This is a genomic window from Micromonospora sp. 15K316, assembly GCF_004348525.1.
GTDB lineage: Bacteria > Actinomycetota > Actinomycetes > Mycobacteriales > Micromonosporaceae > Micromonospora.
In genome coordinates, this window is the sequence record NZ_SMKG01000004.1 from 104583 (window position 1) to 121030 (window position 16448).

Sequence of the window (16448 nt, forward strand, 5' to 3'; positions counted from 1 at the left end):
GGGTGGGTCCTCCGTACCCGGCACGCTCTGGAGTTACAGCTCGCGGACCCTCACGTCACGGAACTCGATCAGGTCGTTGGTGCCGTGGTTCTGCAATCCGATGAATCCACTCAGGAACTGCCGCAGGTCCGTGGGCGGGTCGCCCGCGCGCGACGAGTTCTTGCCCGGGGTGTTGTCGAACTCGTTGATCACCACGCCGTTGCGGATGATCGTGTAGTGCTGCCCGACGACCCGGACCTCGTAGTCGTTCCACTGGCCCTTCGGGGTCACCCGCGCCTGGTCCAGCGTGTTCGGGTCGAAGTTGTAGATCGAACCCGTCTTCTGCGGCTCACCCGTCGGTCCGTCGTAGATCTGGATCTCGTGGCCGCAGTAGATCGCCACCCACGCCGGTGAACCCGCCGCCGAACCGGTCCGGCCGCACTCCGGCCGCTCCTCGACCGGTTGCCGCGGGTCCGGGAACCGGGCGAAGACGCCGGTGTTGGCGTACGTGCCGGCCGGGGAGACGTCCCGGAACTTCATCCGGACGGAGAAGTCACCGTACTCCTTGCCCGCGTACCAGAGCATGCCCAGACCACCCGAGCTGCGGATCGAGCCGTCGCTGCGCAGCGAGAACGACCCGCTGGGTGCCTGCCGCCAGTCGACGAGGGACTGCGCGGAGCCGTCGAAGATGGCCTGGTAGCCGGCGGTGGTGCCGACCTCCGACCGCTGGGCGGCCCGGTTCAACCGGTTCGCGTCCTGCTTGTCGAGCTCACCCTCGGCCCGCAGCTGCGCGACCACCTCCTCGACGTGACCGACGAACTGGGCGTGGTTGGCCCAGTTGCGCTCGTCGTCGATGAGGTCGTTGACGGTGCAGCCGCCACCGACCGCGTAGTTGGGGACACCGGTGTCGGTGTCGAGCATCCGTACGGTCGACCGGGCGTCAGGTGCGGCGCAGCCGACGTTGACCGGCAGGACCGAGACCGCCACCTCCCCGTTGGCGTAGGTCACCTTGAGGGTGACGTTGTAGGTGCCGTAGCCGGCGTACCGGTGGGTGGGGTTCGCCTCCCGCGACGCCGGACTGCCGTCGCCGAAGTTCCACTCCCAGGCCACACCGCCGACCTTGGCGCTGGAGAACTGGACGTTCTTCGGGTCGCTCTGGGCGACGGCCCGCGCGCCGGCGTCACTCGGGTTCGGCGTGGCCGGACCACCGGTGTAGGCGATCCGGATCAGCTTCTGGTTCGAGTGCAGGCTGAAGAAGCCACCCGCGTAGTCGAGCATGTAGAGGGCGCCATCCGGCCCGAACTTCGCGTCCATCCAGGACTGGAGCTGCGTACCACCGCTGCCGGAGCGGATGATGGCGCGCAGGTCCTCGGCGAACGCCGGCGGGCCGTGGCTGTCGACCTTGCTCTTGTCGACGGTCACCGCGATGCGGTTGCTGGCGTTCGACTGGTCACCGATGAACCACTTGTCGTCCCAGTACTCCGGCCACGCCACACCGCTGGTGGTGTCGACGTTCTCCCGCTGGTAGGTCGGCCCGTCCATGATGGCCTGGCCGCCGCCCTTGAGGTACGGCTCGGTGAAGGTCTCGTCACCCGGCTCGTACGTCGGCAGGCCGCTGCCGTCGGTGCGCTTCGGGAAGACCGGACCGCCACCCTGCGGCGAGTACCAGATCATGTTGTCCCGCACCGGCGGCAGGTTGACCAGACCGGTGTTGCGCGGCGACTCGTTCTTCGGGTGGTCGCAGTCGTACCAGCCGGTGAGCACGTTCGCGTCGGTGTTGCTGCGGTCCCGGTACGGCTGCCGGTTACCCATGCAGTACGGCCAGCCCTGGTTGCCCGCGGACTTGATGATCGTGGCCGTCTCGTACTTGGCCGGGCCGAGCTCCGGGTTCGGGCCGCCCGCGTCCGGGCCGACCCACGCGGCCGTCAGCCAGTCGTTGACCGGGTCCCAGGCGATCCGGGCGATGTTGCGCACGCCCATCACGTAGATCTCCGGGCGGGTCTTGCCGCCCCCCTCCTCCTGGCCGGTGAAGAGGTTGCCCTCGGGGATGGTGTAGGTGCCGTCCGCCTCGGGGTGGATACGGATGATCTTGCCGTTGAGGTCGTTGGTGTTGCCGGCCGTACGGCGGGCGTCCTGGAACGAGACACCCTTGTAGTCCTGGGTCCAGTTGTTGCCGGAGTAGCCGTCCGAGCCACCGGAGGAGTTGCTGTCACCGGACCCGATGTAGAGGTTGCCGGACTCGTCGAAGGTCATGCCGCCACCGGCGTGGCAGCAGCTGTGGATCTGGGTGTCCCAGCTCAGCAGGTCCTTGCGGGTCGCCTGGTCGATCGTCTGGTTCGCGGCGTCGTAGGTGAACCGCGAGACGGTCCGCTTGCCGATGCGCCGGTCCCGGTCGATCGACTCGTGCGGCATCCAGTAGACGTAGAACCAGCCGTTCTGCGCGAACTTCGGGTCCAGCGTGATGCCGACCAGACCCTCCTCGTTCTTGACCAGCTCGCTGCCGCTGCCCCGGTTACCCATCACCCGGAGGGTGGTGAGCAGCTTGACCTGCTTCGTCTTCGGGTCCCACTGGTGGATCGTGCCGCAGCCGAGACCCACGTTGGGGTCGTCCCAGCTGGCCACCGGCCCGGTGGCGCAGGCCGCCTTGCCGATGTAGAAGACCGTGCCGTCCGGCGCGATCGTCAGCCCGTGCGGCTCACCGATCTGGTCGAGCTGCCCGGGCTGGTTCGTGGCGGTGAGCCGCTCGATGCGGTAGTTCGAGGCGATGGTCGCCTGGCAGTCGCCGCGCACCATGCCGGTGGTCCACTTGATGGCCCCGGCGAGGTGGTTCTGGAACTGCGTGTCGGTGGTCCAGCTGGCCTCGGTGCGGCCCATGCCGGTGTAGAACGACCGCCCGCCGTCGTAGTCCTGGCACCACGAGATCGGGTGGAACGCGCCGTTGCCACTGAGGCCGGCGTTGTAGGTGCCCTCCTCGACCTGGGCGACGGTGTGCACCCGACCGACCGGGCTCGGATCCCAGTTGATCCACTGGTCGGACCGCTTCGCGGTCAGCGGCGCACCCTTGTTCGCCGGGTGCTGACGGTCGGTGAAGTCGACCACCGCCTCCTGCACCTGGGTGTCCGGGGTCGGCCCGGCGTCCGGGCCGATGAGCCACAGCTCGGCGAGCTGGATCAGCGGCTCCCCGCTGTTCGCGGTGATGTTGAGCCGGTAGTGCTGGTAGGCGGTGGTGTTGGTGAAGCTGTACTGCTTGGTCTGGAACCGCTGCGGGAAGGTCTCGTCGCTGCGGGTGTCCAGGTCGGTCCAGCTGGTGCCGTCCTGGGAACCCTGCAGGGTCCAGTTCTTCGGGTCCCGGCCCGGGAAGTCGTTCGCCGAGGTCAGCGCGTACCGGCTGACCACCACCGGCGCGGCGAGCTTCGCCGAGAGCCACCCCGTCGTCGTGCGGGCGAGCCACTTGGTGCTGGTCGACCCGTCGATGGCCATCGCCGCGGTCTCGTTCGGCGGGTTCTCCCCGCTGGCGGCGGCCGAGACGGGCTTCTCGGCGTTGGGCAGGCCGGCCGCCGGGCGGGTGCCGAGCAGTCCGGTGAACCAGGAGGAGTCCGGCTGGGCGCGCACCGCGTCGTGCACGCCGACGAAACCGCCGCCGCCCTTCACGTACGCCTGGAAGGCCGCCTCCTGGGCGTCGCTGAGCGTCACGCCGTTCGCGGAGAGGAAGACCACGCCCCGGTAGCGGGCCAGGTTGTCGACGTTGAACACGTTGGGGTCGTTGGACACGTCGACGGCGAAGTCGTTCTGCCGACCCAGCTTCTTGATCGCGGTGGCGGCCCGGCCGACCGGGTCGTCCTGCTCGGCGGCACGGCCGTGGAAGACCAGCACCCGCACCGAGGCGGCGGCTGCGGCGTCGACGGCGGGAGCGCGGGTGGGCGCCGCGCTGGCGGGCACGCTCAGCATGCCGAGCGCGAGCACGGCACCGCTGGCCAGGGCACCGAGCCGGCGGGGTACGCCGGTACGGCGCCAGAGGCGTCTGTGAGCCATCTCGACTCCTTCTCAGGTTGAGGCGGACCTGCGTTGACGGGGTTCGGGGCGTGGGGTGGCCACCGGAGTGGATCGGGGGTCACCCCACGCCGTCGGCGATCACTTGTGCTGGTGCACTCCGGCGCCGCTGCCCGCCGGGGCCGCGCCGCTGCTGGTCGCGCTGTGTTCGTGGCCGCCGCCGGGCGGCATGTTGCCGTTCTCGTCCAGGACGTGCATGGTCGTGTACATCCCGGCGTCCGAGTGGAACTGCATGTGGCAGTGGATCATCCAGTGACCCGGACCGACCGAGTCGCCGGCGATGATCTGGACCCCGAACGAGTCACCCGGTCCAACCGTCTTGTTGTCGACGGTCGGCACCTGGTCGGCCTCGGCGTTGGTGCCGGTCACCACCCCGGTCCGGGTGTCCGCCCACGAGTGCCCGTGGATGTGGAAGGTGTGCATGTCGTTGCCGATGCCCACCACGATGAACTCGACCCGCTCCCCCTTCTTCGCGACGATGCAGGTCGGGCCGGGCTGCGGGTTCACCGGGTCGCAGGTGTCGGCGGCCGCCCCGCGGCGCAGGTTGATGCTCTGCTGATCCCCGAAGACCGACATGTAGGTGCGGTCCGGCTTCGGATCCCCGACGCGCCGCACGACCAGGCCGCCGAAGAGCCCGGAGCTGATGCCCTTGGTCCCGTGTGGGCCACCCACCACGTGGTCGTGGTACCACCAGTAGCCGGCCGTGCCGGGGGTGCCGGCGGTGCGGTCGCGCTTCTTGGCGTACCAGGTGTAGGTGCGCGACTGGCCGGGCGGGACGTACGAGAAACTCTGCGCCGTGCCGTCGGAGAGCTGCGTGTACTTCACGCCGTGCACGTGCAGCGAGACTCCGAGCGGATGGGTCGGGTCGGTGCGCAGCTGCTCCAGGGTCGCGGCGGGCACCTGGTTGTGCAGGGTGACGGCGAGGCACTCCCCCTCGATCATCTCCATCGTGGGGCCCGGATAGGACGCCGTCTCCGGGGTGAGGCCGTAGCCGAGGCGGATCTGGTTGCCGTCGCGGGGCAACTCGACCGCGTAGAGCTGGACGCTGCGGTCCGGCTGGTTGCAGCCCTCGGGCCGTTCGGGGAGGAGGGCGGCGGCCCCACCGGCGACGGCGAACCCGCCGGCGCCGACGAGGCTCAGCACCACGATCGCGGCCACCACCAGCATCCGGCGGGTGGTGGAGCCGGAGCGGGCCGGCTGCGCCGCAGCGGGCTCCGGCGCCGGTCCGTCGTCGGTGAGCCGCCACGCGGAGGCGGTCACTTGGTCCCCCGCAGGTTGCGCATCCGCCGGTAGCTGCGGGCGGCGGCGCCGAGCGAGCCGGGCGGGTTCGGCTGGGCGCTCGGCGCGCTGTCCTGCTCCCACAGGTACTCGAACCGGCCCCGGTTCTTCAGCTCGCCGAAGAACTCGGTGAACGGGATGACGCCGGCGCCGAACTCGACGTCGAGGTAGGAGTTGCCCTGCTGCGGGTCGGGCAGCGGGACGCCGTCCTTGACGTGGAACATCGGGAACCGCTCCGGGTGGGCGTTGACGTAGTCGACGGGCCGGAAGCCGGGGTACTTGCGGGCCCCGCCGTACGCCCAGAGGATGTCCATCTCCAGGTACACGAACCGCGGGTCGGTGAGCTCCAGGAAGAGATCGTAGAGCCGGACGTCCGGGCGGTCGGTGGCGAAGCTGAACTCGATGGTGTGGTTGTGCTGGTAGAGCTTGAGGCCGCGGGCGGTCGCGGCGGCGCCCCAGGTGTTGAACTCCTCCGCCGCCCTCTGGTAGCCCGCGATGGTGCGGTCGCCGGTGGGCGCCTCGGCCGTGCCGATGTTGGGCATGCCGAGGGTCTCGGCGATGTCGAGTTCCTGTTCGAGGTTGGTCCGGAAGTCGCGCAGGCCACGGTGGCTGCCGACCGCCTTGAGCCCGTTGACGTCGAGCAGCCGGCGGATCTGCTGCGGGGTGATGGTGCCGACGTCACCCTGGGTGTAGCCGGCGAACTCGACCTCCCGGTAGCCGATCCGGGACAGCTCGTCGAAGACGTACGCGAACCCGAACTCGTTGATCTTGTCCCGGACGCTGTAGAGCTGGATGCCCATGTGCCCCTGCGGGATCAGCCGGGGCCGGCCGCCCGCCGCGTCGGCGGGGAGGGCGCCGGTGAGGCTCGCCGCGCCGACGGCCATGGTGGTGCCGGCGAGACCACGGAGCAGGGCTCGACGATCGATCTTCTGCTTTGCCATTGGTGGTTCCCTTCGCTCAGTTACCGGGGGCAGCGGCCGGGGTCAACGGGGCGATCCGGACGTTGCGGAAGCTGACCACGTCACCCTCGCCGTGGTTCTGCAGGCCGATGTAGCCGCTGGCGCTCTGCCGTCCGGCCCCGCCCGGGTCGTCCGATCGGGGCGGGCTGAAGACGGCGTCCGGAGTGTTGACGTACTCGTTGATCAGCTCGCCGTTGCGGAAGATCGACCAGTGCTGGCCGACCACCCGGATCTCGTAGTCGTTCCAGGTGCCCTTGGGCGTGACCCGGGCGCCGGAGAGGTCGACCTGGTCGAAGCCGTACACCGAGCCGGACTTGTACTGGTCGCCGTCGGGCCGGTCGTAGATCTGCAGCTCGTGGCCGTACTTGATGGCCACCCACTCCGGCCGGGACTCGTCGGGGTGGTCGTGCACCTGCGGGAAGCGGGCGAAGACGCCGCTGTTGGCGCGACCGTCGCCCGGCGCGTCGTCACGCCACTGGAGCTTCAGTGAGAAGTCCCCGTACGTCTGCTCCGGGAACCAGAGCATGCCCATGCCCGGCACGGCCTTGCTGGTGATCGATCCGTCGGCGTTACGGAGGAAACCGCCTCCACCGACGTGCTCCCACCGGTTGAACGACGCCTTGCTGGAGTCGAGCAGCGGCTGGTACCCGCTCCTGGCCTCCGGCTTGCCGACACCCGAGCTGCGGGCCGCGTCGACGAGCTGGGTGCGCTGCTTCTTGGTGAGCACCTCGAGGTGGACCAGGTGCTCGGCGACCACCTTGACGTGCGCGACGAACTCGGCGTGGTCGATCCAGGTCCGCTGCCCCTCGAAGAGGTTGTTGATCGTGCACTCGCCGTAGACCGGCCGGTTGGGTACGCCGCTGTCGAGCGTGCCGAACCAGACCGTCGCCCGGGTGTCGGGCACCAGGCAGTTCGCACCGGACCCGTTCCCGATCACGGTGAAGGTGAGCGAACCGGTGCCGGAGGTGTTGCCGACCTTGTCGGTGGCCCGGAAGCTGAGCGTGTACTCGCCCGGCTCGTCGATGGTGATCGGGCGGGTGTAGCGGAGGTACTCGTCGCCGTCGAGGGCGTACTCGATCCGGTCGACGCCGGTGCCGCTGTCGAAGGCGAAGAGCGTCACGCTGGCGCTGCCGAGGTAGGCGCCCTCGTCGTCGACCTGGCCGGTCACCGACGCGGTCACGATCGGCGCGGTGGTGTCGTCCGACGGGGGCGCGACCACCGTGAAGGAGACCGTCTTCACCGCCGAGGTGTTGCCCGCCTTGTCGGTGGCCCGGTAGTTGACCGCGTGCGCGCCCGGCTGGTTCACGGTCACCGGCGCCGTGTAGGCGGCGTACGGCTGCCCGTCGAGCGAGTACTCGATCCGGTCGACACCCGATCCGGTGTCGGTCGCCGTCACCACCACCGTGGCGCTGCTGACGAACGCTCCCTCGGCGTTCTTCTGACCGTGCAGGACGGCGGAGGTGGTGGGTGCGGTGGTGTCCTGCGGCGGGGCCGCCGCCACGGTGAACGACACCGACCGCACGGCCGAGGTGTTGCCGGCCTTGTCGGTGGCGCGGTAGTTGACCGTGTGCTGACCCACCGTGTTCACGCTCACCGGCGCGGAGTAGACGGCGTACGCGCCGCCGTCGAGCGAGTACTCGATCGTGTCGACACCCGACTCGCTGTCGGTCGCCGACACGGTCACCGTCGCGCTGCCCACGTACGCGCCCTCGGTGTTCTGCTGACCGGTCACCGAGGCGGTCGCGGTGGGGGCGGTGGTGTCGTCCGGCTCGGCCTCGGCCACGGTGAACGACTCCGTCTTCACGTCGGAGGTGTTGCCCGCCTTGTCGGTCGCGCGGTAGCTGACCGCGTGCGCGCCCGGCTGGTCCACCGTCACCGGCGCCGAGTAGACGGCGTACGGCTGCCCGTCGAGCGAGTACTCGATGGTGTCGACACCCGATTCGGCGTCGGTCGCCGACAGCATCACCATGACGCTGCCCACGTACGCGCCGTCGCCGTTCTGCTCGCCGTGCAGCATCGCGGCCGTGGTCGGCGCGGTGGTGTCCTCGACCTGCGGCGCGACAACGGTGAACGACACCGACTGCGGCGCCGAGGTGTTGCCGGCCTTGTCGGTGGCGCGGTAGTTGACCGTGTGCTGACCCACCGTGTTCACGCTCACCGGCGCGGAGTAGACGGCGTACGCGCCGCCGTCGAGCGAGTACTCGATCGTGTCGACACCCGACTCGCTGTCGGTCGCCGACACGGTCACCGTCGCGCTGCCCACGTACGCGCCCTCGGCGTTCTGCTGACCGGCCACGGAGGCGGTCGCGGTGGGGGCGGTGGTGTCGTCCGACTGGGGCTCGGCCACGGTGAACGACGCGGTCTTCACCTCCGAGGTGTTGCCCGCGTTGTCGGTGGCCCGGTAGCTGACCGTGTGCGCGCCCGGCTGGCTCACCGTCACCGGCGCCGAGTAGACGCCGTACGGACCGCCGTCCAGCGAGTACTCGACCTTGTCGACGCCCGAGCCGCTGTCCGTCGCCGAGAGGTTCACGGTGGCGCTGCCCACGTACGCGCCGTTGTCGTCCTGCTCGCCGGTGACCTCAGCGGTCACGGTCGGCGCCGTGGTGTCCGAGCCCCCGTCGCTGACGACCAGGAGACCGGTCATGCTGCCGTGGCCGGGGATCGCGCAGAAATACCGGTAGGTGCCCGGAGAGAGCACCACGTCCACGCTCCACCGACCGCCGTTGGCGTCGTTCGGATCGGCCAGGATGTTCACGTCGACGTCGTCGTTGTACGCCGGGTTGCCGGTGTCGAAGGTCAGGGTGTGCTGCATGCCGGTGGTGTTGCCGGTCGCGGCGCTGTTCTCGAAGACGAGCGTCGCCGGGCCGGCCACCGCCGTGGTGGGCGCGGAGCGGTAGGCCAGGAAGTCGTCGCCGGCGGTCCAGGTCAGCACCTGGGCCTGCATCTGGCGGGGCTGGGCCGCCGCCGGGGCGGTCGGCGGTTCCGTGTCGACCGGCTTCGCGCTCGCCGGCACCGCCACGACTCCTGCGGTCAACCAGACGAGTGCGGCCGTCGCCACGGCCGCGATCGATCTCCGGAGCCGGCCCGCCCGGAGCCGGCCAGGGGGTGAGTAGCCTTTCATCGATGCCTCTCTCCCAGGTCCGAGGCGCGCATCGGCGGGGCCAGGCATCCCCCGCCGATGTCAGGTCACCTCTTGTCCAGATATGTCGCCGTTCGGCGGTACCGTGGGCCCCCTCCTTGGCCGCACGGAATCCCCGGCCGTGGCGGCGCCACGGTCGTCCTGTGTGAGGTTGGAGCCCGCCCGATCGAGGCGGGCGAGCCGGATCACCCGAGTCACCGGGCAGGGTTCAGCACGGAGCTGAACGGGTGGTCGGGCCGCCTCGGAGCTCGCGAGGCGGGCATCGGGAGCGAATCGGTTACGCCCTCGGCACTTCGCAGCGCCGGGTCGCAGGGCGCACGCCGACCCGGGGTGTCGTCCCTGGCCGGGCCGGTGACCACCGGACGTGCTGCGCCACCCGGGGTCACCGTACGAGATTCACCGCGCGGCCGGTTCATCTCGCTGAAACATATCGATGGCTCCCGACACTACTAACTTGGCCCGAACGTGTCCAGAGCTTTCGTTGCCCCCGGCTGGACTTTCCTACAAACAAACGAAAGTCACCGTCGCGCGGCCCGCCACGAACAGCACAGGTGTCGCGTCAGTCCTCAGAGGACATCCCAGAGTGCCCGCACCGAACCCGGTTGACCAGGGAAGACGGGCAGCGACGGAGGGCAGGCGACGCGGGGTCGCGGCCACCGCGGCGAGCCCGCCCGAGGCCCACCGGCCGGGCACGGCGACGCTCCACGCGGGAGAGGTATTGACATGCCTCGACGGTCGGGACTTGACTTCGGGGGTACGTCGCACCGGCCGGGCAACGACCGTCACCGTCGCCCGACCGGCGGAACCAGGGAGGGCAGGCATGGCGCTGAATCGTCGGTCCTTCCTCATCCGGACGGGAACCGTCGGCGCGGCCGCCGCCGTCGCCCCGACGCTCGCCCTCACCGGCGAGGCCCGGGCGGCCACCTGGAAGAAGCGCCTCACCGGCGCCGACCTCGACACCAACAGCCGGTGGCAGGTCGCCGGCACCGACCTCGGCATCCCCTACGTGCTGGAGAACGGCTCCATCGGCTACCTCTTCGGCGACACCTTCAACACCCCGTGGCCGGAGGGCCCGCCGCTGCCCAACGACTGGCGGTCACCGGTGATGCTGCGCTCCAACGTCCACCCGGGAGCGGCCGGCGGAGTGGTCTTCGACAGCGCGGCCCGGGTCGCCGGCAACGGCCGCGCACCGGAGCTGATGCACAACGGCCACAACGGCATCGGGATCGACGGCCTCTGGGAGGTGACGGTCATCCCCAACGACGGCATCAGCTTCCCGGAGACCGGGCGGCAGCTCATCTCGTACATGAGCATCGAGAACTGGAACTCCGCCGGCCCCGCCGGCCCGCACTGGCGGTCGCGCTACGCCGGCCTGGCGTACAGCGACAACGGCAACGACTTCGTCCGTACGCCCCTGAAGTGGTGGAACAACGCCGGCAACACCGACCCGTTCCAGATGTGGACCATGCAGCGCGACGGTGACTGGGTCTACGTCTTCTCGGTCCGCGCCGGCCGGCAGGACGGCCCGATGATGCTGCGCCGCGTCCGCTGGGACCGGCTCTTCCAGCCCGAGTCGTACGAGGGGTGGGGGTGGAACGGCAGCAACTGGGGCTGGGGCCGCCCGTGCACCCCCATCCTGACCGGCCGCTTCGGCGAGCCCTCCGTCCGCCGACTCACCGACGGCACCTGGGTGATGTCCTACCTGAACTGCGCCAACGGCTGCATCGTCACCCGCACCGCCGCCGGGCCGGACCAGGTCTGGACCGCCGAGAAGATTCAGGTCACCTCCTGGCAGGAGCCCGGCCTCTACGGTGGCTTCATCCACCCCTGGTCGAGCCGGCAACCCAACGACCTGCACCTGATGGTGTCGAAGTGGACCCGGACACTCGACGGGCGCAGCACCGCCTACCACATGAGCCAGTTCGCCGGCTCGGTCTAGCCAGGCTCCCCGCCGCCACCGGTCGGCGACACGCCCACGCGGGGCGCACCGCCGACCGGCCGGCGGTCTCTCAGAGGGCGCGGGAGAGCCGGTCGGCGAGCAGCCGGGTGAACCGGGACGGGTCGGCGAGCTCGCCGCCCTCGGCGAGCAGGGCCATCCCGTACAGCAGCTCGGCGGTCTCCCGCAGCTCGGCCTGGTCGCCGCCCTGCTCGTACGCCTTGCGCAGCCCGGCGACGAGCGGGTGCCCCGGGTTCAGCTCGAGGATCCGCTTGACCGACGGCACCTCGTGCCCCATCGCCCGGTACATCTTCTCCAGCGTCGGGGTCAGGTCGTGCGCGTCACCGACGACGCAGGCCGGCGAGGTGGTCAGCCGGGAGGAGAGCCGCACCTCCCTCACCTCGTCGGCGAGCGCGCCGCTCATCCAGGCCACCAGCTCGGCGTGCTCCTTGCGCTGCTGCTCCCGCTCCGCCTCCGCCTGCTGGCGCTCGTCGTCGGTGTCCAGGTCTACCTCGCCCTTGGCGATCGAGCGCAGAGGCTTGCCGTCGTACTCGCCGACCCGCTCCACCCACACCTCGTCGACCGGGTCGGTGAGCAGCAGCACCTCGAGGCCCCTGGCCCGGAACGCCTCCATGTGCGGGGAGTTCTCCAGCATCGCGCGGGAGTCGCCGGTGGCGTACCAGATCTCCCCCTGCCCGTCCTTCATTCGCTCGACGTAACCGCGCAGGTCGGTCGGCTCGGCCGAGTCATGCGTGGAGGCCGCGCTGACCAACTCCAGCAACGTGTCCCGGTTCTCCGCGTCGTCGATGAGGCCCTCCTTGACGACCGCGCCGAACTCGCTCCAGAACGTGCGGTACCGCTCGGCGTGGTTGGCCTTCAGGTCCTTCACGGTGGCGAGGATCTTCTTGACCAGGCGCCGCCGGACGACCTGGATCTGCCGGTCCTGCTGCAGGATCTCCCGGGAGATGTTCAACGACAGATCGTGCGCGTCCACCACGCCCTTGACGAAGCGCAGGTAGCCGGGCATCAGCGCCTCGCAGTCGTCCATGATGAACACCCGCTTGACGTACAGCTGGACACCACGACGACCCTGCGGTGCGAAGAGGTCCAGGGGCGCGTGGGCCGGGATGAAGAGCAGCGCCTCGTACTCGAAGGTGCCCTCGCCCCTCATGTGCACGATCTCCAGCGGATCGGCCCAGTCGTGCGCGACGTGCTTGTAGAACTCGTGGTACTCGGCCTGGTCGACCTCGTCACGGGAACGCGCCCAGAGGGCCTTCATCGAGTTGAGCGTCTGCTCCTCGCGCGTGGTCGCGCCCTCCTCGCCCGGCCGCTCGACGGTCATGCGGATGGGCCAGGCGATGAAGTCGGAGTATCGCTTGACGATCTCGCGGATCGTCCACTCGGCCGTGTAGTCGTGCAGGCTGTCCTCGGTGTCGGCCGGCTTGAGGTGCAGCGTGACCGAGGTGCCCTGCGGGGCCGCGTCGACCGCCTCGATCGAGTAGGTGCCCTCACCGGTGGACGACCAGCGCGTCCCGCCCGACTCACCGGCCCTACGGGTGAGCAGCTCCACCCGGTCGGCGACCATGAACGCGGCGTAGAAGCCGACGCCGAACTGCCCGATGAGCTCCTGCGAGGCGGCGGCGTCGGCGGACTCCCGCAGCGTACGCAGCAGCTCGGCGGTGCCCGACTTGGCGATGGTGCCGATCACCAAGACCACCTCGTCGCGGGTCATCCCGACGCCGTTGTCCCGGACCGTCAGGGTGCGCGCGTCCCGGTCGACCTCGATCTCGATGTGCAGGTCGGAGGTGTCGACGTCGAGGTCCTTGTCGACCTGGGCGGCGAGCCGCAGCTTGTCCAGCGCGTCCGAGGCGTTCGAGATGAGCTCGCGGAGGAAGACGTCCTTGTTCGAGTAGATCGAGTGAACCATCAGCTGCAGCAGCTGACGCGCCTCGGCTTGGAACTCCAACGTCTCGACCTGGCTGGCCACGCCGTCTCCCTTCTGCCTCATATCAGGTTTCGGGCACAGGATACGGACCGTCACGCGGTGTTCGTGCCGGTGTCCCACCCTCCGCCCCGCCTCCCGGACGGCGCGGACGGATCGCGGCAGCGCCGTGGCGCCGCCGGCGGTGGCTGGCCCCGCCGGTGCGGGCCTGGTTCGGGCGGCGGGTGGTGATGCTCGGCGGGTATTCCCGGCGCCGCCGAGCTCCGGCGTGACGTATCTGACTTTGCTAAACCTAAGCCAGCCTTGGTAGCGTGACCGGCATGACGGATCTCCTCGCCAACCGGGACGCCTGGCTGATGACCAACTGCTCGATCGCCCGCGCGCTCGACGTGGTGGGCAACCGCTCGACGCTCCTGCTGCTGCGCGAGGCGTCCCTCGGTACCCGACGGTTCGACGACTTCGCCACCCGGGTGGGCATCAGCGAGCCGGTCGCCGCCGCCCGGCTCAAGCAGCTCGTCGCCGACGGGCTGCTCGAACGGCGTCCCTACCGGGAACCCGGGAAGCGCACCCGCGACGAGTACGTCCTGACCGACAAGGGCGCGCAGCTGGTCCCCGTACTGGTCGCGCTCCGGCAGTGGGGCGACACCTGGGCGGCCGACGCCGCCGGACCGTCGGTGCGGATCGCGCACCACGACTGCGGTGCGGAGGTGCACGCCGTGCTCCGGTGCGCCGGCGGGCACGACGTCGAGCCCGACGAGCTGGACGTACTCCCCGGACCGGGCCTGCTCCGCGCCGACGCCGAATGACCTCCGGGGCGGCGCCCACGCCGCCCCGCCCAACTTCCACCAGATGCTCGAGGAGTAACCGTATGAAAATCGCCGGAAGCACCGCCCTCGTCACCGGCGCCAACCGGGGCTTCGGCCGGCACCTCGCCGCCGAACTCCTCTCCCGCGGCGCCACCGTCTACGCCGGGGCCCGCAACCCGGAGAGCATCGACCTGCCCGGCGTCACCCCGGTCCGGCTCGACATCACCGACCCCGCCTCGGTAGCCGCCGCCGCCGAGCTCGCCCGCGACGTCAACCTGCTGATCAACAACGCCGGCTCCGGTACCGGCGCGGACCTGCTCGACGGCGACCTGGATCTGATCCGGCTGGAGATGGAGACCCACTTCTTCGGCACCCTGTCGATGGTCCGGGCGTTCACGCCGGTCATCGCCACCAACGGCGGCGGCGCGATCCTGAACGTCCACTCCGTGCTCTCCTGGCTGCACCCGGCGGGCAGCGGCGCGTACAACGCCGGCAAGGCGGCCGAGTGGGCGCTGACCAACGCCGTGCGCGGCCCGCTCGCCGAGCGGAACATCCGGGTCGCCGGCCTGCACGTCGGCTACATGGACACCGACATGACGGCACACATCACCGCACCGAAGTCCGATCCGGCCGACATCGCGCGGATCACCATCGACGCCATCGAGGCGGACGCGTACGAGATCGTCGCCGACGACATCAGCCGGCAGGTTCAGGCCGGCCTCTCCGGCGGCGTCGCCGCGCTCTACCCGCAGCTGCCCTGACGGCGAACACCCGCTCGGACGCCGCCGGACGGTACCGGTCGTGCAGCAGGAGCGAGCGGGTGCGGACCTGGTCCGCGCCCGCTCGCTCGCGGCGTCCCGGCGGGGGGCACGTCGTGTCCGGGTGGCCGCGGACCGCCGCCAAAGTCGCCCGCGTCGGCCCCGCCCCGCTCGCCGGAGACGGCCAGGTGGCGGTACGTCACCGTGCCGTCGGCGGCCTGCTGCCACTGGCTCTCCAGCCGGCTCAGCCCACCTGGAGCGTCACGTCGTCGACCACGAAGCTGGTCTGCAACGAGGAGTCCTCGGTGCCGGTGAACGTCAACGTCACCGTCTGTCCGGCGTACCCGCCGACGTCGAGGGTGCGCTGGAGGTAGCCGGGGGCAGCGTTGAGGTTGGACCAGGTCGCCAGCGTGGTGCTGCCGAGCCGCACGGTGAGCCGGTCGTACGCGGTCGTACCGGTCGTCTCGGCGGTGTCGATGTGCAGCCAGAACGCCAGCGTGGCTGTCGTGCAGCCGGCCGGCAGCGTCACGGTCTGCGCGAGAGTGTGGGTACTGGTCCGGCCGCGCCCGTTGAGCCAGGCCTTCCAGGTGCCGGTGCGGGCGGGCTGGCCGCTCGAACTGGTGATCACCCCGGAGGTCGCAGTCCACGGGCTGCTGCCGTTCTCGAAGCCGCCGTTGGTGACCACCTGCCCGCCGGAGCAGCCGCCGGTGCCGTCACCGACCGCGAGCTGCCAGAGCGCGTACGCGATGCCGTCCGCGGCCCGGTTGAGGACCGTCGCGCTGATGTTGGCGGTGGTGTCGCAGGAGCGGTGGTAGCACGGGTCGTACGCGGCGTTGGCCGTGCCGCCCCACTTCGTGGCCTGGGCGCTGGTCTTGCGGGCACTGGCGCCGGCGGCGTACCCCGAGGTGGGGATGCCGGCCTGCTGGAACGGGTAGTCGTCGGAGCGGCCCTGACCCTCGACGTTCTCCTCCGGCCGCAATCCCAGCGAGTCCCAGTACGCCTTCAACGGCGCCGCCGTGGTGGAGGTGAGCCGGTTGACGAAGTAGCCGCCGTTGGTCGAGCCCACCATGTCGAAGTTGTAGTAACCCTTGATGTAGCCGCGCTGCGTCGCGCTCAACGAGTTGACGTAGAAACGGGAGCCGTTGAGCCCCTGCTCCTCGTCGGTCCACCAGGCGAACCGCACCCGCTTCGTCATCGTCGGGTCCTGCGCGGCGAGCACCAGCGCGTTCTCCAGCAGCGCCGCGGATCCGGAGGCGTTGTCGTTGATGCCCGGTCCGGCGGAGACACCGTCGAGGTGCGCCCCGAACATGACCACCTGGTCGGCGGGGCCGCCCGGCCACTCGGCGATCAGATTGTTCGACGGGTACGTGCAGGACGTGCAGCGCTGCTCGGTGACGGTGTAACCGGCCGCCTGGAGGCGGGTCTTCACGTACGCGACCGAGGCGGTGTAACCGGCGGAGCCCGCCCGCCGGTTGCCACCGTTACTGCTCGCGATGCTGCTGAACTGGGTCAGGTGCGCCTGCACGTTGGCGATGGAGATGTCCGGCGCGGCCAGCGCCACGGCGGCCCGCGCGCCAGGCGCGGCGGGCACGACGGCGGCC

Annotated in this window: 9 protein-coding genes; 3 read left to right on the top strand and 6 right to left on the bottom strand. The window is 70.4% G+C overall.

Features of this window, described 5'->3' with window-relative positions; translation table 11 throughout:
• Positions 1-33: 33 nt before the first annotated feature.
• From E1211_RS02415 to E1211_RS02430, 4 genes are all read right to left on the bottom strand, one after another.
• Entirely contained in the window at positions 34-4011 is a 3978-nt protein-coding gene (locus tag E1211_RS02415) for a ThuA domain-containing protein (RefSeq protein ID WP_207915173.1), read from the bottom strand.
• Positions 4012-4110: 99 nt separating this feature from the next.
• Complete coding sequence (locus E1211_RS02420; RefSeq protein WP_132344896.1) at positions 4111-5289, bottom strand: multicopper oxidase domain-containing protein; 1179 nt, start codon at positions 5287-5289, stop codon at positions 4111-4113.
• Positions 5286-6248 (bottom strand): sugar phosphate isomerase/epimerase, encoded by a 963-nt coding sequence (locus E1211_RS02425; protein WP_132344898.1) that lies wholly within the window; start codon positions 6246-6248, stop codon positions 5286-5288. Before E1211_RS02425 ends, E1211_RS02420 begins: the two co-directional genes overlap by 4 nt.
• A 16-nt stretch (positions 6249-6264) precedes the next feature.
• Positions 6265-9324 carry an OmpL47-type beta-barrel domain-containing protein gene (locus E1211_RS02430; RefSeq protein ID WP_132344900.1) on the bottom strand — a complete coding sequence of 1020 codons (3060 nt, stop codon included), beginning with the start codon at positions 9322-9324 and terminating at the stop codon, positions 6265-6267.
• Between the two features lie 901 nt (positions 9325-10225).
• On the opposite strand from E1211_RS02430, the gene E1211_RS02435 reads away from it, so the two are divergent.
• Positions 10226-11344: a DUF4185 domain-containing protein gene (locus tag E1211_RS02435; protein WP_132344902.1), complete on the top strand. Its 1119-nt coding sequence runs from the start codon at positions 10226-10228 to the stop codon at positions 11342-11344.
• 70 nt (positions 11345-11414) lie between these two features.
• On the opposite strand, the gene htpG is transcribed toward E1211_RS02435, so the two are convergent.
• Positions 11415-13328, bottom strand: coding sequence for a molecular chaperone HtpG (htpG, locus tag E1211_RS02440; protein ID WP_256371301.1), 1914 nt, complete (start codon positions 13326-13328; stop codon positions 11415-11417).
• A gap of 275 nt (positions 13329-13603) precedes the next feature.
• Here htpG and E1211_RS02445 point away from each other — a divergent pair, with 275 nt between their 5' ends.
• Both E1211_RS02445 and E1211_RS02450 read left to right on the top strand, forming a co-directional pair.
• On the top strand, positions 13604-14089 hold the full coding sequence (locus tag E1211_RS02445) for a helix-turn-helix domain-containing protein (protein ID WP_132344907.1): 486 nt from the start codon (positions 13604-13606) through the stop codon (positions 14087-14089).
• Positions 14090-14151: 62 nt separating this feature from the next.
• Positions 14152-14850 carry an SDR family oxidoreductase gene (locus E1211_RS02450; protein ID WP_132344909.1) on the top strand — a complete coding sequence of 233 codons (699 nt, stop codon included), beginning with the start codon at positions 14152-14154 and terminating at the stop codon, positions 14848-14850.
• A 241-nt stretch (positions 14851-15091) separates the two neighbouring features.
• Here E1211_RS02450 and E1211_RS02455 read toward each other — a convergent pair.
• The coding region (locus E1211_RS02455) for a M28 family peptidase (protein WP_132344911.1) at positions 15092-16448 on the bottom strand (1357 nt) is incomplete at its 5' end.